Here is a 17511-nt window from a genome sequence, read left to right as displayed (position 1 = left end):
AACTTGATTATAAAAAAATAATTTATGAATCGCTAAATATTAAACTTGATTTTGTGAAAGAGGACGAGAGAGATAAGGGAAAAGACAAAATTAAATCTTGGTCATACTATTGGTCATGGAATTGAATCCTTTCGAACTATAAATTAAATCATGGAGAGAGCATTGGAATTGGAACAATTTATATGGCAAGAGCTGCTTATAAAATGGGCATAGCAAAAAGCGATTTTTCAAAAGAATTAATTTTAGCCTTTAAAAATCACATCTTCCAACAAGTTATGATTTTGATACAGATGAGATTTTAGAGATTTTAAAACACGATAAAAGATAAATAAAAATCTTATAAATGTAATTCTTCCAATAAAAATTGGTGAAGTAATAAATAAAAAAGTTACTTTGATGAATTAAGAGAAATTGTTGAATTAGGTAAGGGAAATGAATAGAATTATTGAAATAAAAACTTTCGGAGAAATTTCAGGGATTACATCAAAATCCTATGCACATAGAGCTATTTTTTGTGCCGCAATTGCAAAGGGAAAGTCAATAATTGAAATAAGCGACCTTTCAAAGGATATTGAAGCTTCAATAAATGTAATAAAATCTTTGGGAGTTGAAGTTATAAAAAGATAATAAGTTTTATATAAATCCTTCCAAAATTTACAAAAGTCCAGTGACTTTTGATGTAAATGAAGTGGAACTACTCTTAGATTTTTACTTCCAATTGTTGCAACACTTCTTGATGCAAAATCATAGAAGAGGAAGTCTAATTAATCGAACAAATTCAGTTTATTTTCACGAATTTCCAAAACATGGCGTAGATATTTATGAAAAGGGTGATATGATTTTTGTAAGTGGAAAATTAAAAGACTATAATTTTACGCTTCCAGCAAATATTAGCTCACAATTTGTTTCGGGATTTATGATAGCTTCAGGATTTTATGGCGAAGATTTTAATATTAAATTACTACAGAAAGGGAATCAAAACCGTATATCGACATGACAATTGATATAATGAGAAAATTTGGAAGTTGTGTAATAGAAAGAAAAGGGGATATATTTGTAGGGGCAAATTTAAAGCGATAGATTATGTTGTAGAAAAGATTGGAGCAATGCTTTATTTTTCTTGGCAAGTGGTGTAAAGGTCAAAGGTTTAGATAAAAATTCTAAGCAAGGAGATAGAAAAGCAATTGAAATTTTCAGGGATTTGGGATATGAAATATTTTAAAAGATGAATTTCAATTTAAAAGAGTTAAAGATCCAAAGAAAAAAATTATTATAGATGCCAAAAATATGCCTGATGCAGTTCCTATTCTTTCAGTACTTGCTGCTGCATCTAATACAGAGACAGAAGTTATAAATATAAAAAGATTAAAATTAAAGGAAAGCGACAGAGTAAAGAGCACTGTTGAGATGCTAAATAATTTAGGCGTAGATGTTAATCTAAGGGAAGAATCTTTTTCTTTTAGTGGAATAGAAAAATTTAAAAGTGCAAAAATTGATTCACATAAGGATCATAGAATTGCAATGGCATCATCTATTGCGGCAACTTTTGCAGAAGGTCCTATTATTATAAATAATAGCGATTGCGTGGAAAAATCCTACAAAAACTTTTTTAAGGATTTTAAATCTTTGGGAGGAATTTCAAATGTCCTATAGTTTTGGCAAAAATTTTAAAGTAACTTTATTTGGTCAATCTCATTCTAAGGGAATTGGTATTTTAATTGAGGGAATAAGTGCGGGCTATAAAATAAATAGAGATTTAATCGCAAAAAATTTAGATAGAAGAAGACCGGGCAAAAATAAATTCTCAACTGCAAGATGTGAACTTGATGACTTTCAAATTATAAGTGGTGAAGTTGATGGAATAACTTGTGGTGCTCTCTTGCTTTTGTAATTGAAAACAAGGACCAAAGAAGCAGCGACTATGAAAATTTAAAGGACAATCCTCGTCCATCTCACGCAGATTACCCGGCCTATGTAAAATATGGTGGATTTAACGATATTAGAGGTGGCGGACAATTTTCTGGCAGGATGACGGCTCAATTGTAATCGCAGGTTCTATTGCAGAAGATTTGCTATTAAACAGAGGAATAAAAATTTTTTCAAGAATAAAAAGCATTGGGAGTATAAAGGATGTTGAGATAAATTTAAATAATATTGATGAAGAAGTTTTTTATGACTTAAAAAATCAAGAGATACCAGTTTTTGATGAGCATACAAGAGAAAAAATGGGAAGTGAAATTTTAAAAGCAAAGGAAAGGGAAGATTCTATTGGCGGAATTGTGGAAACTTTTATTTTAAACATGCCAGCGGGAATTGGAGAACCCTTCTTTGATTCAGTTGAATCAGTTATTTCTCATGCAGTTTTTTCTATTCCAGGAGTTAAGGGAATTGAATTTGGAGCGGATTTGAAGCTGCAAAAATGACGGGCAGTAGCCATAATGATGAATATTATTATGATGATGGAAAAGTTAAGACTAAAACAAATAATCATGGTGGAGTAATTGGTGGACTTACTACGTCAATGCCAATAATTTTTAGAACTGCAATAAACCAACTAGCTCCATTGGAAAAACTCAATACACAATATCATTAAAAATAAAACAAGGGAAAAGTTAAATATTCATGGAAGGCATGATCCTTCAATTGTGCCTCGTGCATTAGTTGCCATTGAAATGATTTCGGCAATTGCAATTTTAGATTTAGTTATGGAAGGTGAAAGATGAAAAATTTAGATGAATCGAGAAAAACATTGGATCAAATTGATTCACAAATTGTAGATCTTTTAGAAAATCGAATGAAGATTTCAAAGGAAATTGGAATTTACAAATTAAATAAACAATTTAAATACAGAAGATTCATCACGGGAAGATAAAATTATAAAAAAACTGGAAAATAAAATAGATCCTGAATTTAAAAATTCTATAAGACCAATTTATAGTGAAATTTTTAGTGAAAGCAAAAAAATTATTACAAAAGTAAAAAATGAAAATTTTAAATATGGTTTAATTGGAGAGGACTTATCTCATAGTAAATCTAAGGAAATTCATGAACTATTTGAAAAATATAATTACAATTTAAAGAATTTAAAAAAAGTGATGTTGAAAGTTTTTTTGAAAATAAAATTTTCTCGGCATAAATGTTACAATTCCTTATAAAGAGATTTCAATGAAATATTTAAATGAAGTAGATGGACTTGCAAAAGAAATTGGTGCAGTGAATACTATTGTAAATAGAGCTGGAAAATTAATTGGATATAACACGGATTATTTTGGATTGGATTACAGTTTAAATCACTATGGAATAAATATTAAAGATAAAAAAGTTTTTGTACCATTTTACTTGCTCCACCACTTCCAAGAATCAAACTTTTTTATCTTTAATATTTATTCCATAGTGATTTAAACTGTAATCCAATCCAAAATAATCCGTGTTATATCCAATTAATTTTCCAGCTCTATTTACAATAGTATTCACTGCCACCAATTTCTTTTGCAAGTCCATCTACTTCATTTAAATATTTCATTGAAATCTCTTTATAAGGAATTGTAACATTTATGCCGAGAAAATTTTTATTTTCAAAAAAACTTTCAACATCACTTTTTTTTAAATTCTTTAAATTGTAATTATATTTTTCAAATAGTTCATGAATTTCCTTAGATTTACTATGAGATAAGTCCTCTCCAATTAAACCATATTTAAAATTTTCATTTTTACTTTTGTAATAATTTTTTTGCTTTCACTAAAATTTCACTATAAATTGGTCTTATAGAATTTTTAAATTCAGGATCTATTTTATTTTCCAGTTTTTTTATAATTTTATCTTCCCGTGATGAATCTTCTGTATTTAAATTGTTATTTAATTTGTAAATTCCAATTTCCTTTGAAATCTTCATTCGATTTTCTAAAAGATCTACAATTTGTGAATCAATTTGATCCAATGTTTTTCTCGATTCATCTAAATTTTTCATCTTTCACCTTCCATAACTAAATCTAAAATTGCAATTGCCGAAATCATTTCAATGGCAACTAATGCACGAGGCACAATTGAAGGATCATGCCTTCCATGAATATTTAACTTTTCCCTTGTTTTATTTTTTAATGATATTGTGTATTGAGTTTTTCCAATGGAGCTAGTTGGTTTTATTGCAGTTCTAAAAATTATTGGCATTGACGTAGTAAGTCCACCAATTACTCCACCATGATTATTTGTTTTAGTCTTAACTTTTCCATCATCATAATAATATTCATCATTATGGCTACTGCCCGTCATTTTTGCAGCTTCAAATCCGCTCCCAAATTCAATTCCCTTAACTCCTGGAATAGAAAAAACTGCATGAGAAATAACTGATTCAACTGAATCAAAGAAGGGTTCTCCAATTCCCGCTGGCATGTTTAAAATAAAAGTTTCCACAATTCCGCCAATAGAATCTTCCCTTTCCTTTGCTTTTAAAATTTCACTTCCCATTTTTTCTCTTGTATGCTCATCAAAAACTGGTATCTCTTGATTTTTTAAGTCATAAAAAACTTCTTCATCAATATTATTTAAATTTATCTCAACATCCTTTATACTCCCAATGCTTTTTATTCTTGAAAAAATTTTTATTCCTCTGTTTAATAGCAAATCTTCTGCAATAGAACCTGCGATTACAATTGGAGCCGTCATCCTGCCAGAAAATTGTCCGCCACCTCTAATATCGTTAAATCCACCATATTTTACATAGGCCGGGTAATCTGCGTGAGATGGACGAGGATTGTCCTTTAAATTTTCATAGTCGCTGCTTCTTTGGTCCTTGTTTTCAATTACAAAAGCAAGAGGAGCACCACAAGTTATTCCATCAACTTCACCACTTATAATTTGAAAGTCATCAAGTTCACATCTTGCAGTTGAGAATTTATTTTTGCCGGTCTTCTTCTATCTAAATTTTTTGCGATTAAATCTCTATTTATTTTATAGCCCGCACTTATTCCCTCAATTAAAATACCAATTCCCTTAGAATGAGATTGACCAAATAAAGTTACTTTAAAATTTTTGCCAAAACTATTAGGACATTTGAAATTCCTCCCAAAGATTTAAAATCCTTAAAAAAGTTTTTGTAGGATTTTTCCACGCAATCGCTATTATTTATAATAATAGGACCTTCTGCAAAAGTTGCCGCAATAGATGATGCCATTGCCAATTCTATGATCCTTATGTGAATCAATTTTTGCACTTTTAAATTTTTCTATTCCACTAAAGAAAAAGATTCTTCCCTTAGATTAACATCTACGCCTAAATTATTTAGCATCTCAACAGTGCTCTTTACTCTGTCGCTTTCCTTTAATTTTAATCTTTTTATATTTATAACTTCTGTCTCTGTATTAGATGCAGCAGCAAGTACTGAAAGAATAGGAACTGCATCAGGCATATTTTTGGCATCTATAATAATTTTTTTCTTTGGATCTTTAACTCTTTTAAATTGAAATTCATCTTTTAAAATATTTTCATATCCCAAATCCCTGAAAATTTCAATTGCTTTTCTATCTCCTTGCTTAGAATTTTTATCTAAACCTTTGACCTTTACACCACTTGCCAAGAAAAATAAAGCATTGCTCCAATCTTTTTCTACAACATAATCTATCGCTTTAATTTGCCCTACAATATATCCCCTTTTTTTTCTATTACACAACTTCCAAATTTTCTCATTATATCAATTGTCATGTCGATATACGGTTTTGATTCCTTTCTGTAGTAATTTTAATATTAAAATCTTCGCCATAAAATCCTGAAGCTATCATAAATCCCGAAACAAATTGTGAGCTAATATTTGCTGGAAGCGTAAAATTATAGTCTTTTAATTTTCCACTTACAAAATCATATCACCCTTTCATAAATATCTACGCCATGTTTTGGAAATTCGTGAAAATAAACTGAATTTGTTCGATTAATTAGACTTCCTCTTCTTATGATTTTTGCATCAAGACCAAGTGTTGCAACAATTGGAAGTAAAATCTAAGAGTAGTTCCACTTTCATTTACATCAAAAGTCACTGGACTTTTGTAAATTTTGGAAGGATTTATATAAAACTTATTATCTTTTTTTATAACTTCAACTCCCAAAGATTTTATTACATTTATTGAAGCTTCAATATCCTTTGAAAGGTCGCTTATTTCAATTATTGACTTTCCCTTTGCAATTGCGGCACAAAAATAGCTCTATGTGCATAGGATTTTGATGTAATCCTGAAATTTCTCCGAAAGTTTTTTATTTTCAATAATTCTATTCATTTCCCTTACCTAATTCAACAATTTCTCTTAATTCATCAAAAGTAACTTTTTTATTTATTACTTCACCAATTTTTATTGGAAGAATTACATTTATAAGATTTTATTTATCTTTTTATCGTGTTTTAAAATCTCTAAAATCTCATCTGTATCAAAATCATAACTTGTTGGAAGATTGTGATTTTTAAAGGCTAAAATTAATTCTTTTGAAAAATCGCTTTTTGCTATGCCCATTTTATAAGCAGCTCTTGCCATATAAATTGTTCCAATTCCAATGCTCTCTCCATGATTTAATTTATAGTTCGAAAGGGATTCAATTCCATGACCAATAGTATGACCAAGATTTAATTTTTGTCTTTTTCCCTTATCTCTCTCGTCCTCTTTCACAAAATCAAGTTTAATATTTAGCGATTCATAAATTATTTTTTTATAATCAAGTTTGTTACAGGACTTTAAGTAATAAAAAAGATTTTTATCTTTTAGTACAGAATATTTAAAAATTTCTGCAAGTCCATTGTTAATATTTCTATCGTCCAAAGTTTCTAAAAAGCTATAATCAATATAGACATATTTTGGAAAATAAAAAGATCCTATTTGATTTTTTAAATTCATAAAGTTAATGCCATTTTTACCACCAACTGAAGAATCAATCATGGAAAGAAGGGTCGTTGGCATAGCAATAAAATCAATTCCTCTTAAATATGTTGCTGCAACAAATCCAGAAATATCACCTACAACTCCGCCACCAAAGGCAATTATAATATCTCCTCTGTTAAAATTATTTTCCAGCAAAAATTTATTAATATTTATATAATTTTCCATGGATTTAGACTTTTCTCCAGCAGGAAATTTGAAAATATAAAAATTTAATCCATACATAATATTTTTTAATCTTTCACTGTAAAGATTGTAGACATTTTCATCAGTTATTACTAAATATTTTGAATCTCTATTTTTATTTAAAAAATTTTTTATTTTCTCTTCACATTTATAAACAATATCAATTGTATAATTATTTTCTTTAACTTGAATTTTCATAAAACACTCCTATGCCTTGCTCTCTCTATAATAAAACAAAGATGCCTATAAATAAAGAATCTTATTAGCTTTAAGCTAAAATATTTTTATTCTCACTTTATCTAAATATCATTGCATATTAACAAAAATATATTACAATTAAGACGAGGTGATTATATGAGCGATTATTCTAATTATTTATTTAGACAATTTTTAATTATTTTATTACCCTTTTTCCCTATCATACTTGGAAAGCTAGGTTTTTCTGATTTTAAAAAATCCTTTAAAAAAGAATATTATATTCTTACATACCTCTGCACTTTTATAGCTTTTATTGTTTTTGCTTTTTTCATTTGTTTATATAATCTTGGATTATATTAATCTTGGATTATAAATATAATGAAAATAAATTTTCTCTTTGTTTTATTTTATAGCTTATGTTAATTTTAATTAAAATTATTTATTTCTTAGGAGGACAGCCATGAATTTATTACTCAATTAGTGGAGACTCCTATAATAGTACATTTAGGAAGTGTTGGCATTGGCGAGAGTGGTAATTTGTATTTTTCCGTAACAGGAACATCTTCTTATTTTAAATATTTCTATGAAGAAAATTATGTACACTACGGTCGTCATAGTTAAAAATTAAAACATAAATTATTAATAAAGAGTGAGGACATGTCAAAATCCTCACTCTTATTTTTTCTTTATTAAGAGTATAATCGTCAAAATAAAACTCCAATTAATACTATTGCTCCTCCTGGTTTCAATCCAATGTAAAAGGATGATACAAGTCCAATTATTGTAAAAATAAAACCGAAGATAGACGAAAGTATAGTCGTCTTTAAATAGCCTAGCTTAAATTGCATTGCGCAGGCTACTGGCACTACCATGAGAGATGATATGATTAAAATCCCAACAGTTCTTGCTGAAACAGAAATTGTAACTGCGATTAAAATCATAAAAATCAAATTTATTCTATCTACATTTACTCCCGATAGTCTTGCCGAAGACTCGTCAAAGGAAATATACATGAGGTCTGTAAATAAATAGAAAAATAAAATAAATACAATTATTGAAACTATTAAAATTAAATAAAAATCAAATTCTGGAATAGCAATTATTGAACCAAAAAGATATTCTTCAAAGTTTGCACTAGTTTTTACAAATCCAGAAAAAGTGAAGCAAGACCAATTCCTGTACTCATTAAAATTGCAGTGGAAATTTCTTGATACCCAGGAAATTTTTTCCTAACATATTCAAGAAAAATTGAACCAACTATACATAATAAAAGTGCACCAAGCACTGGTGAAATTGAAGTAATAAGTCCAAGCATTACACCAGCAAGGGAAACGTGAGAAAGTGCATCTCCAATCACTGAAATCTTTTTGTTTACAACTACAACTCCCATGCACGGAATAATTATTGACAAAAATGCTCCAACAATTAGTGCTTTAATCATATATGAATACTTAAAAATTTCCATTATTTCACTTCCCTAATTTTTTCGTCTTTTATCTCAAAAACTTTGTTTACATTTTCTTCAACTTCTTCAAGATTATGTGTGATCATTAGAATTGTAATTTCGTGTTTCATATTTATATGACTCAAGAGATGAAATAATGAATCCTTGGACTCCTTATCTACTCCTGTCATTGGCTCGTCTAAAATTAAAAATTCGGGTGTTGCCACAAGTGTTTTTGCAATTAAAACTCTCTGTCTTTGTCCTCCAGATAATTCTGTGTAAAGTCTATCCTTGTATTTTTCCATGCCAACAAGATTTAAAGCATTGATAATTTTTTCTTTGTCGTATTCCTTTAATTTTTTAAACCCCTTGTTCTTTGGATAAAGTGCAAGAGATAAAAGTTCTGTTACAGTTATTGGAAATTCCATACTTGATGGTATGGAAAGTTGTGGAACATATCCAATGTCCTTTAATCCATTTTTTGTATAAAAAGAAATGGTGCCGGTAAGTGGTTTAAGTTGATTTAATATCAGCTTAACTAATGTCGACTTTCCGGCACCGTTAGAACCTATAAGGGCGATGTAGTCGCCCCTATAAACATCAAAATTTATGTCATCTAAAACTAATTCATCACTGTATTTAAAACTTAGACTTTTGATTTCTAACAATTTTTCCTTCACTATTTTAAAGCACCCACTAAATTTTCTAAATTTTTATCCATGATGCTAAAATATTCTTCATTATTTTTAATTTCTTCTTCGCTAAGGCCTTCAATTGGCGAAAGAACTTTTACCTCGCATCCAGTTTCATCGGCAATAATTTTTGAAACTTTTGGATCAATTAATTCTTCTGTGAAAATAGTTTTAATTTTATTTTCTTTGATGTAATTAATTATTTCCGCCATTTTCTTTGCATCAGGTTCAGTTTCTGCGTTTACGCCCTTTATACCAATTTGAGTAAGACCATATTCTTTACATAAATAACCATAAGCTTCATGGCTTACTACAATTGTCTTGTTTGGAAGCTTATTTAAAGATTCACTGTATTTTGCATCAAGTTCATCTAACATTTTAGCATATTTTTGGTAATTTGACTCATAATAATCTGCATTTTCTTTGTCAAGTTCAACAAAAGCATTTTTTATGTTTTCCATTTCTATTTTTGCATTCTTTGGTGAAATCCATACGTGAGGATCCATTGGACCATGCTCGTGATCTTCGTGATCATGGTCGTCTTCATTACTGTGATTGTTGTTTTCTTTAGCTGCATCGTGGTTTTTGTTGTTTTCAACTTCTTCATGTTCATGTTCTTCTTCATCTTCGTCATGAGCTGACTTAATTAGTTCAACACCTTTTGATGCTTCCACAACTTTTAAATCTTTGTTTGATAAAGAATCAACAACTTTGTCTGTCCAAGATTCAAGACCTGCACCATTGTAAATAAACATATTTGCATTCTCAAGATTTTTAATTGCATTAGAATCCGGTTCCCATCCATGAGGTTCAATTCCCTGTGGCATTACCATTTTTACGTCTAATTTGTCTCCAGCAATTTTCTTTGCAAAATCATACATTGGATAAACTGAAGCATATACCTTTAGCCCTTCCTTACTTGTATCTTCTTTTGTAGCATTTTTCATATCTGCACCCTTGGAACAGCCTGAAAATAAAACAATTCCTGCTAATAAAAATAAAATTTTCTTAATATTTTTCATTTTTTCCTCCTAAATAATAATGATTTCCATTAATTATTATAGCACTAATTATTTATTATTAAAGTAATTTTTGAAATTAAATAAATTTTGATATAATAATATTAAACATTGAAAGCGGGTGATTTTTTGAAAAGCTTTGAAGATATACTAAGGAAAAATAATTTGAAAATAACTAAGGGAAGATTAGCACTTCTAAATTTACTTTACAGTTCCCATGTACCAATGAATACTGAAGAAATTTATGAAGCGGTGGATAAAAAATCTTTGCCAAGCTTCACTTCCCTTTATCGAATGTTAAACGAACTCACTGAAAAAAATATTTTAAAAAAGAATTTATATCACAATGGACTTTACTATTTTGAATTTGCAAATATGGGACACCGACATTACATCGTATGCGATAAATGTGGAAAAATTTCTGCAATCGAAAATTGTCCAATTTCTGAATTTGAAAATATTGCAGAAAGGGAAACAGGTTACACTGTTACAAATCACATAGTAGAACTTCGTGGCATCTGCCCTGATTGCCAAAAAGATAAATAGTTTTTAAATAAATTTATTGTATTTTTATATTTTACGATATTCCACAATATGGAATATCGTTCGTATTATAAAATTTTTCTTTACTTTTACTGAGCTTGAGTTATAATATACTTAGTAAGATAATAATAATTATTTTACATCCTTTACTTATATTTTGACAAAAATAAAGGAGATTCCTGTACACCCCGCAGGAATCTCTTTTATTTTTTAATTTTAAATTATTGTTGTAACAAATCCACCGATTATGATTAATGGAACTCCAAAAAAACAAATTTGTGGTATACAAGTGTCCTTTATATGCTCATGTTGACCGTCAACTGAAAGTCCAGATGTAGGTCCAAGTGTTGTGTCAGATGCTGGTGAACCTGCGTCTCCACAAACTGCTGCAATAGTTACAAGTAAAATTGTTGCTGGAATTGAATATCCTAGACTCATTGCAATTGGCACATAAATTGCTGAAATAATGGGAACTGTACCAAATGAAGTACCAATTCCAAGAGTAATCATAAGTCCTAGAAGGATCATTACATAAGATGATATAATTTTTGATTCTCCTAAGGAAGATGTTGCTACTTGAACTAAATCATCAACTGCTCCACATTGCTTAACTACTTCAGCATATCCCGCCGCAAGTAACATTACAAAAGCGATAAATCCCATCATATTAATACCACCGTCAAGCATTTTTTGCATATCTGACCACTTTACTACACCAGTTACAACTACAAATATTAGCCCAACTAAAGCTCCCAGGGGAAGCGATTTTGTAAATATTTGAACAACAACAGTTATTACTCCCGATAAAAGAACAATTATATGTTTCTTTTCTAGCTTTTCGGGAACTTCAACTATTTTCCCTTCAACGCTTTTAGTTTCGTATTCCCTATCCTTCATAAAGAATATTAAGCCTGCACATAGACCTAAAAACATAATTAATGCAACTATCCAATTTGTTCCAGTTACATCCTTATCTGTTATTGTAAGTCCTGATCTTGCAAAGGAATCAATTATTAAACCGTGGAATATTGCGCCATAACCTATTGGAATTGCAATATAAGGTGCTTTTAGCCCAAACCCAAAAGAAACAGAAAGCATTTTTCTATTCATCTTAATCTTGTTAGTAAGAGCTAGAAGTGGTGGTATCAAAATTGGAATAAAGGCAATGTGAATTGGTATTATTGTTTCTGCGGCAATTGCAATTACTATAATGATAGCACATAATAAAATTTTATTGCCCTTAACTAGTGAACCAATTTTTTTTGCCATTATAGCTGCTGCACCAGTCTCTTCCATACAATAGGCTAGTGAACCAAGAAGAATATAGCTAAGTGCTGTCTCTGCATTTCCTCCCATTCCTCCTATTAAAATTTGCATCGTCTCAGAAATTCCAAGTCCTGAGATAAGCCCTGCAGATATGCCTGAAATCATCAATGCAAAAAATACAGGAACTTTAGCTAAACATAGAGCTGCCAAAATTATTACTGACAGCACAACTGCATTTGTAAAAATCATATTTCTCCCCTTTTCTTTTTCTTCTTTTTCTTTTTACCCTTATTGTGAATTTTAATCTTCCATATATTATTACAATTTCAAAAAACATATGATAAAACTATCCACTAGCATAGCTAATAGTTTATTCACGCTAAAGTACACAAAAAAATATCAGCTCACAACCTATCAAGAGGAGCTGAACACCAAACTTTTCAAAGGATATTTTCCCTAAGTTTGTCTTTACTCTGATATCTTTCATACTTGCAAGATATCTTAAAATTTTAAATGTTTTTTAATATTTCGTCAAATATTTTTGTAAATTCTTTCATATCACCTAAAGTTGTATCACCCATATGTCCAACTCTAAAAGTTTTATCTGCCATTGAACCATATCCATTAGAAATTACAATACCTCTTTTCGAAAACTCATCACTTAATTTTTCAAAATTTAAGTTTTTTGTATTTTTAACACAAGTTATTGTTGGTGACAAATATTTCTTATTTCCAAAAACCTCAAAATTTTTGTTTGCCCAATCTTTAAAATAATTTGACATCGTTAAATGTCTTTTAAATCTATTTTCAAGACCCTCTTCATTGACAATATAATTAAGCTGATATTCTGCTGCAACCATATTTGAGATAGCTGGCGTTGAAGGATATTGGAAGTTATGCTCCCTTGAATAATTATATAAAAGCAATAAATCCAAATAGTGGCCTCTATTTTCTATTGTCCTTGCTTTTTCTACGGCCTTTGTTGAAAAAGATGCAAAACTTAGTCCTGGCACAAGACCTAAACATTTTTGTGAAGATGTAATAGAAATATCTATCCCATATTTATCTTGATCAATTGGAGTCCCACCAGCAGAACTAACAGTATCAATTGCCCAAATAATTTCACTGTATTTTTCTATAATGGGCTTTAGTTCTTTAAGATTATTCAAAATACCAGAGGATGTTTCATTATGTGTAATTCCAACAAAATCATAATCTTTTTTCTTTAAGACTTCTTCTAATTTATTTGGATCAGTAGCTTCTCCTGGTTCGGCTCTTAAAATATCTGTTTCAATTCCATTTTCGATGCCTAGTTTTTGCCAAAGCTCTCCAAAGGAACCTAGTGCACAAATCAATGCCCTCTTCCTTGTGCAAGATCTAATTGCACCTTCCATAAGTCCAGTTCCTGATGATGTTGAAACTAAAATATCTTCCTTAGTCCCAAAAATTTTTTGCATATTTATTATAATCGATTTTTGAATTTCTGATGCTTCCTTAGTTCTATGTCCTATTACAGGTTTTTCAAATTGTTTTAAAACTTCGCTGCGAACAGACACAGGACCCGGCAAAAATAATTTCATCTTTATTCCCCCTAATATTTAAAGATAATTATTCATTTTCTACGATAAACCTATCAAAGGATTTAACTTTCTTAAATAAAATATTGCCCTTATCATCTACAGACACTCCAAAATAATTTGAAGCGAAAATTTCTTTTAATTTATCAATTTCACTAGCATTAATTATAACTTCTTCACCAGTAAAATCAAAATCAATATCTTCTGACTTTAATAAAATAAATCTATCATAACCCTCTTCACATAATTCATCGGGATATTTCTTTTTTAGTGCTACAAGCATATATCCTGAATCCAAAGTATTTTTGTATGAATGATAGTTTTTTGGTGAAACCGTAGACATTTTATGAGTGAAGTTAGAGTCTTTATATTTCTCTTCTAATTTTTCCCTTGTAATATTTTGAAGATTTTTCCCCCTATACTCCTTTAAAACAGCAACTGTATCATTTATAATAACTTTTTTTGGATCTAAATAAAAGTCCACATCATAGGCCAAGTTTTCCTCATCATTAGGAACTTTAATACTTCTGTAAGCTACAAGTTTATCCCCATCATAAACTCCAATAAAAGCTCCTCCATTATCTATTATATGTTCCAAGTCGCTCTTTGAGTCGTGTGAGAAAATTTCTTTATTTTCTATTCCCTCGTAAACTTCTGAAGTAAGTTCATAAATTTTATCAATATGTTTTTTTCCTAAAAATTTAAATGTTAATTTTTCCATAGGACTCCTTTCATAGTACCCTATAACAATATTTTATCTAAAAATAAATTTTACTTAAACGTTTGTTGCATTTTTTTAATACATTGGTTTTAATGCATTAGTATAAATGATGTGTTTTAATAATTTTACAACAAAAGCAATAAATATTCCAGATTCTTTTAAAAAGTATCGACAATAAAATATTGCAAAATTATAATTATAACTAGAATGAAAATTCTTTAACCTTTGGTTTAACAAATTAAATTGTGATTTCTTCATTGAAGGAAATTTATATAAATGTTATTATTTAATTATGTAGAGTGTAATGCATTTATATATTTTATTTAAAGGAGTAAATTATGGAATTTATAAGAGAAAATGGCGTTTTAACAATTAACCTTGATTCTATTTTAACTCTTGCCCTGGCTGTGATATTACTACTTGTGGGTTATGGAATTAAAAATAGATCTTCATTTTTAAGAAAATATTGTATACCTGCACCCGTTGTCGGTGGCTTCTTGTTTATGTTTATCACATTTATAGGTTATAAAACAAATACTTTTAACTTTGGTTATGAAAATGTATTTCAATCAACATTTATGTTGGCATTCTTTACAACAGTAGGTCTTGGAGCAAACTTAAAGATATTAAAGTCAGGTGGCAAACTATTAATTATTTACTGGCTAATCTGTGGTCTTTTATCACTTTTTCAAAATATAATTGGCATCGGTGTTTCAAAAACTATTGGCCTTCAGCCAGCTTACGGTATGCTTGCATCATCTATATCAATGATTGGTGGACATGGAGCTGCAATGAGTTATGGTTCTACCTTTGCTAAACTGGGATATGAACAAGCTCCAGTAGTTGGCGCTGCTGCTGCAACTTTTGGACTTATCTTTGGAGTAGTAATAGGTGGACCCCTTGGAAGAAGATTGATTTTCAAAAACGACTTAAAACCTGTTGAGGATAATTTTGACTCTTCAAAACTAGACAGTCTTTTTAAAGAAGAAAAAATTGAACTAACAAACTTAGACATAGTTAAGAATGTTGCTGCAATTATTATTTCAATGGCAATTGGTACATTAGTTTCTAAATTTATCGGCACTTTAATTAATATGGATTTTCCCGATTATGTCGGTGCAATGTTTATAGCAGTAATACTTAGAAATGTAAATGAAAAAGCACATCTATACAAATTCAGCGGAAATTTAGTAGATGGTATTGGAGATGTAATGTTAAACCTATACCTTGCACTTGCACTTATGACATTAAAACTTTGGGAACTTCAAGATTTAATGGGCGGAGTTCTTGTAGTTCTAATTTGTCAAGTAATCTTTATGATAATTTACGCTTACTTCTTCGTATTTAGAGCCCTTGGAAAGAACTATGATGCAGCAGTTATGTGTGCAGGACTTTGTGGTCACGGACTTGGTGCTACTCCATCTGCCATAGTCAATATGACTGCAATTAACGAAGAGTATGGCATGAGTAGAAAAGCCATGATGATAGTTCCTATAGTTGGAGCTTTCTTAGTAGACATTATATATCAACCAATAGTACTAACTTTTATTAAAACTTTTGTAAAATAATTTAATATTTATCTACAACCACCTTTAAAAGGGTGGTTTTTTATGGCAAACTAAAATATCTAAAAAACCAGAGCTAGTATAAACTAACTCTGGTTTAAACACAACTTTATGTGCCACTTTAATTTTAACATCCTTCTAAAATACTTTTCATCTCAATTGTTTTTACTTCATCAAATTTTTCAAAAGCCTTTCTAGAACTTTCTTCATCGTTGAAACACTTCCAATATCCTGTGCATTTACATATTTTTTTGTGGCGATCCTTAAAATCAATTACATCCTTTAGAGGATATCCTAGAAATACACCAATTTCATCAGGGCAAGTTTCATTAAATCGACTCTTTAATAAATTAAGATATTCTTCAAGTTTAAAACAATTTTCATAGCCCACTATATTTAAAAAATCTAAAATCTTTGGCGTTGATAATTTTTTTATAAGCAAATCTCTTTTAAAAAAATAAACTAAAATAAAATCTTCTCCCTCATTGAGTTCAAAAAAATCTAGTCCTAAAGCTTCCTTTATGAGAAGTTTATTTTTTACCCATAAATCTTTCAACGGTCTATTTCCATTTTTTAAGTTCATCATTGTGCCTAATTTCAAATCTTTTAAAGTTGGAGCCACAGTGGATTTTATTAAAGCTAAGATATATTCAAAATCTTTGAAGTTTTTTATATGATTGAAAAATTCAATGAAAATAGATTTTTCCATAATATCCTATGACCTTGCAAGATCCCTTCCAAGAGCTTCACACTCTTCTAATGCATCTTCATCTGGGTCATCATAGGCAGCAAATCCATCTGCAATTAATTTTGCTCCAGTATTTTCAACTTCTTCTTGCCAAAGTTTCATCCATTCGCCATCAGCCCATTCATAAGAACCAAATAGTACGATGTTTTTCCCTGAAAGAAGTGGATTTACCTTATCCATAAAAGGTCTCATTTCAGTTTCTTCAAGTTCTTCTGCACCCATTGCTGGGCAGCCAAAGGCAATTCTTTCAACATTTTTTACATCGTCTTCAGTCGCAGATCCAACTTGAATTAGTTTTACTTCAGCGCCCTCACCTTCTGCCCCTTTAACAATGGCATTTGCCATTTTTTCTGTGTTACCAGTTCCTGACCAGTATATTACATTTACTTTACTCATTTTATTTCCTCCAATTTTGAAATTTATTATCATCTGTCTTAATTCTAATAAATTTCTCTGAAGAATTTTTATATAAAATTATAGGAATTTGTTAAATAAAAATTTTACTATATTATTTTGTAATAATTTGAACCCCTTTTGAAATTTTGAAATCATCTATATCATTAAAAATTATTAATTTATCCTTTAATAATTTTTAAATGAAAAACCAAGGATAATCCTTGGTTTAGTCTTTAAATTA

The 17511-nt window shown here is 29.6% G+C and carries 22 protein-coding genes and 2 pseudogenes; 8 read left to right on the top strand and 16 right to left on the bottom strand.

Going from position 1 to position 17511, the window contains the following annotated elements; all coding sequences use genetic code 11:
* The first annotated feature begins 432 nt into the window (after window positions 1-432).
* From BIV18_RS11055 to BIV18_RS10810, 6 genes and pseudogenes are all read left to right on the top strand, one after another.
* Window positions 433-627 carry a carboxyvinyltransferase gene (locus tag BIV18_RS11055; protein ID WP_235860829.1) on the top strand — a complete coding sequence of 65 codons (195 nt, stop codon included), beginning with the start codon at window positions 433-435 and terminating at the stop codon, window positions 625-627.
* Window positions 628-667: 40 nt separating this feature from the next.
* Window positions 668-997 (top strand): hypothetical protein, encoded by a 330-nt coding sequence (locus BIV18_RS11050; protein WP_235860828.1) that lies wholly within the window; start codon window positions 668-670, stop codon window positions 995-997.
* 218 nt (window positions 998-1215) lie between these two features.
* The gene (locus BIV18_RS11045; protein ID WP_268875193.1) at window positions 1216-1653 is read left to right on the top strand and encodes a carboxyvinyltransferase; all 438 of its coding nucleotides are present in this window, start codon (window positions 1216-1218) and stop codon (window positions 1651-1653) included.
* Window positions 1643-2593, top strand: a pseudogene (gene aroC / locus BIV18_RS09500) (chorismate synthase). The gene BIV18_RS11045 and the pseudogene aroC (BIV18_RS09500) overlap by 11 nt, the downstream one beginning before the upstream one ends.
* Before the next feature lie 126 nt (window positions 2594-2719).
* Window positions 2720-2872, top strand: a complete 153-nt coding sequence (locus BIV18_RS10815; protein ID WP_202968694.1) for a chorismate mutase — start codon at window positions 2720-2722, stop codon at window positions 2870-2872.
* 293 nt (window positions 2873-3165) lie between these two features.
* Window positions 3166-3402, top strand: coding sequence for a hypothetical protein (locus tag BIV18_RS10810; RefSeq protein ID WP_202968693.1), 237 nt, complete (start codon window positions 3166-3168; stop codon window positions 3400-3402).
* A 52-nt stretch (window positions 3403-3454) separates the two neighbouring features.
* Here the strand turns inward: BIV18_RS10810 and BIV18_RS09490 are convergent, their stop codons facing one another.
* From BIV18_RS09490 to BIV18_RS09450, 11 genes and pseudogenes are all read right to left on the bottom strand, one after another.
* Entirely contained in the window at window positions 3455-3649 is a 195-nt protein-coding gene (locus BIV18_RS09490) for a hypothetical protein (protein WP_235860845.1), read from the bottom strand.
* Between the two features lie 61 nt (window positions 3650-3710).
* Entirely contained in the window at window positions 3711-3968 is a 258-nt protein-coding gene (locus BIV18_RS09485) for a chorismate mutase (protein ID WP_075660344.1), read from the bottom strand.
* On the bottom strand, window positions 3965-4852 hold the full coding sequence (aroC, locus tag BIV18_RS09480; protein WP_328585308.1) for a chorismate synthase: 888 nt from the start codon (window positions 4850-4852) through the stop codon (window positions 3965-3967). The genes BIV18_RS09485 and aroC (BIV18_RS09480) overlap by 4 nt, the downstream gene beginning before the upstream one ends.
* A complete protein-coding gene (locus BIV18_RS11390; RefSeq protein ID WP_328585307.1) occupies window positions 4849-4974 on the bottom strand; it encodes a hypothetical protein in 126 nt (41 codons plus the stop codon). Before BIV18_RS11390 ends, aroC (BIV18_RS09480) begins: the two co-directional genes overlap by 4 nt.
* 41 nt (window positions 4975-5015) lie before the next feature.
* Window positions 5016-5201: a hypothetical protein gene (locus tag BIV18_RS11035; protein WP_235860826.1), complete on the bottom strand. Its 186-nt coding sequence runs from the start codon at window positions 5199-5201 to the stop codon at window positions 5016-5018.
* A gap of 21 nt (window positions 5202-5222) precedes the next feature.
* Window positions 5223-5666: a carboxyvinyltransferase gene (locus BIV18_RS11030; RefSeq protein ID WP_235860825.1), complete on the bottom strand. Its 444-nt coding sequence runs from the start codon at window positions 5664-5666 to the stop codon at window positions 5223-5225.
* Between the two features lie 274 nt (window positions 5667-5940).
* Window positions 5941-6126 carry a hypothetical protein gene (locus BIV18_RS11025; RefSeq protein WP_235860844.1) on the bottom strand — a complete coding sequence of 62 codons (186 nt, stop codon included), beginning with the start codon at window positions 6124-6126 and terminating at the stop codon, window positions 5941-5943.
* Window positions 6127-6354: 228 nt separating this feature from the next.
* Complete coding sequence (gene aroB / locus BIV18_RS09470; RefSeq protein ID WP_235860824.1) at window positions 6355-7299, bottom strand: 3-dehydroquinate synthase; 945 nt, start codon at window positions 7297-7299, stop codon at window positions 6355-6357.
* Window positions 7300-7974: 675 nt separating this feature from the next.
* Window positions 7975-8764: pseudogene (locus BIV18_RS09460) on the bottom strand (metal ABC transporter permease).
* Complete coding sequence (locus BIV18_RS09455; RefSeq protein WP_075658513.1) at window positions 8764-9423, bottom strand: metal ABC transporter ATP-binding protein; 660 nt, start codon at window positions 9421-9423, stop codon at window positions 8764-8766. Before BIV18_RS09455 ends, BIV18_RS09460 begins: the two are co-directional and overlap by 1 nt.
* Entirely contained in the window at window positions 9423-10457 is a 1035-nt protein-coding gene (locus tag BIV18_RS09450) for a metal ABC transporter substrate-binding protein (protein WP_075660343.1), read from the bottom strand. Before BIV18_RS09450 ends, BIV18_RS09455 begins: the two co-directional genes overlap by 1 nt.
* Window positions 10458-10583: 126 nt before the next feature.
* On the opposite strand from BIV18_RS09450, the gene BIV18_RS09445 reads away from it, so the two are divergent.
* Entirely contained in the window at window positions 10584-11000 is a 417-nt protein-coding gene (locus BIV18_RS09445) for a Fur family transcriptional regulator (RefSeq protein ID WP_075660342.1), read from the top strand.
* Window positions 11001-11213: 213 nt separating this feature from the next.
* Here BIV18_RS09445 and BIV18_RS09440 read toward each other — a convergent pair whose 3' ends face one another.
* The 3 genes from BIV18_RS09440 to BIV18_RS09430 form a co-directional block, all read right to left on the bottom strand.
* Window positions 11214-12512, bottom strand: a complete 1299-nt coding sequence (locus BIV18_RS09440) for a Na+/H+ antiporter NhaC family protein (protein WP_075660341.1) — start codon at window positions 12510-12512, stop codon at window positions 11214-11216.
* 260 nt (window positions 12513-12772) lie between these two features.
* Window positions 12773-13843, bottom strand: a complete 1071-nt coding sequence (locus BIV18_RS09435) for a pyridoxal-phosphate-dependent aminotransferase family protein (protein WP_075660340.1) — start codon at window positions 13841-13843, stop codon at window positions 12773-12775.
* A gap of 28 nt (window positions 13844-13871) precedes the next feature.
* On the bottom strand, window positions 13872-14561 hold the full coding sequence (locus BIV18_RS09430; RefSeq protein ID WP_075660339.1) for a GNAT family N-acetyltransferase: 690 nt from the start codon (window positions 14559-14561) through the stop codon (window positions 13872-13874).
* 338 nt (window positions 14562-14899) lie between these two features.
* Between BIV18_RS09430 and gltS the strand changes: the two genes are divergently transcribed.
* Complete coding sequence (gene gltS / locus BIV18_RS09425; protein WP_075660338.1) at window positions 14900-16129, top strand: sodium/glutamate symporter; 1230 nt, start codon at window positions 14900-14902, stop codon at window positions 16127-16129.
* Between the two features lie 124 nt (window positions 16130-16253).
* On the opposite strand, the gene BIV18_RS09420 is transcribed toward gltS, so the two are convergent.
* Entirely contained in the window at window positions 16254-16835 is a 582-nt protein-coding gene (locus BIV18_RS09420) for a DUF3793 family protein (RefSeq protein WP_075660337.1), read from the bottom strand.
* A gap of 6 nt (window positions 16836-16841) precedes the next feature.
* Complete coding sequence (locus tag BIV18_RS09415) at window positions 16842-17270, bottom strand: flavodoxin (RefSeq protein WP_075660336.1); 429 nt, start codon at window positions 17268-17270, stop codon at window positions 16842-16844.
* Between the last annotated feature and the right edge of the window lie 241 nt (window positions 17271-17511).

It is taken from the genome of Peptoniphilus grossensis (genome assembly GCF_001940285.1).
Lineage (GTDB): Bacteria > Bacillota > Clostridia > Tissierellales > Peptoniphilaceae > Peptoniphilus_A > Peptoniphilus_A faecalis.
Note: the sequence above shows the minus strand (reverse complement) of the source record. Positions and strands in the feature narration are given on the sequence as shown.

Bases quoted from the DNA above. Each gene is read 5' to 3' on its own strand.
- BIV18_RS11055 (WP_235860829.1), top strand. From the start codon at position 433: ATGAATAGAATTATTGAAATAAAAACTTTCGGAGAAATTTCAGGGATT.
- BIV18_RS10815 (WP_202968694.1), top strand. From the start codon at position 2,720: ATGAAAAATTTAGATGAATCGAGAAAAACATTGGATCAAATTGATTCA.
- BIV18_RS10810 (WP_202968693.1), top strand. From the start codon at position 3,166: ATGAAATATTTAAATGAAGTAGATGGACTTGCAAAAGAAATTGGTGCA.
- BIV18_RS09485 (WP_075660344.1), bottom strand. From the start codon at position 3,968: ATGAAAAATTTAGATGAATCGAGAAAAACATTGGATCAAATTGATTCA.
- aroB (WP_235860824.1), bottom strand. From the start codon at position 7,299: ATGAAAATTCAAGTTAAAGAAAATAATTATACAATTGATATTGTTTAT.
- BIV18_RS09450 (WP_075660343.1), bottom strand. From the start codon at position 10,457: ATGAAAAATATTAAGAAAATTTTATTTTTATTAGCAGGAATTGTTTTA.
- BIV18_RS09440 (WP_075660341.1), bottom strand. From the start codon at position 12,512: ATGATTTTTACAAATGCAGTTGTGCTGTCAGTAATAATTTTGGCAGCT.
- BIV18_RS09435 (WP_075660340.1), bottom strand. From the start codon at position 13,843: ATGAAATTATTTTTGCCGGGTCCTGTGTCTGTTCGCAGCGAAGTTTTA.
- BIV18_RS09430 (WP_075660339.1), bottom strand. From the start codon at position 14,561: ATGGAAAAATTAACATTTAAATTTTTAGGAAAAAAACATATTGATAAA.
- gltS (WP_075660338.1), top strand. From the start codon at position 14,900: ATGGAATTTATAAGAGAAAATGGCGTTTTAACAATTAACCTTGATTCT.
- BIV18_RS09420 (WP_075660337.1), bottom strand. From the start codon at position 16,835: ATGGAAAAATCTATTTTCATTGAATTTTTCAATCATATAAAAAACTTC.
- BIV18_RS09415 (WP_075660336.1), bottom strand. From the start codon at position 17,270: ATGAGTAAAGTAAATGTAATATACTGGTCAGGAACTGGTAACACAGAA.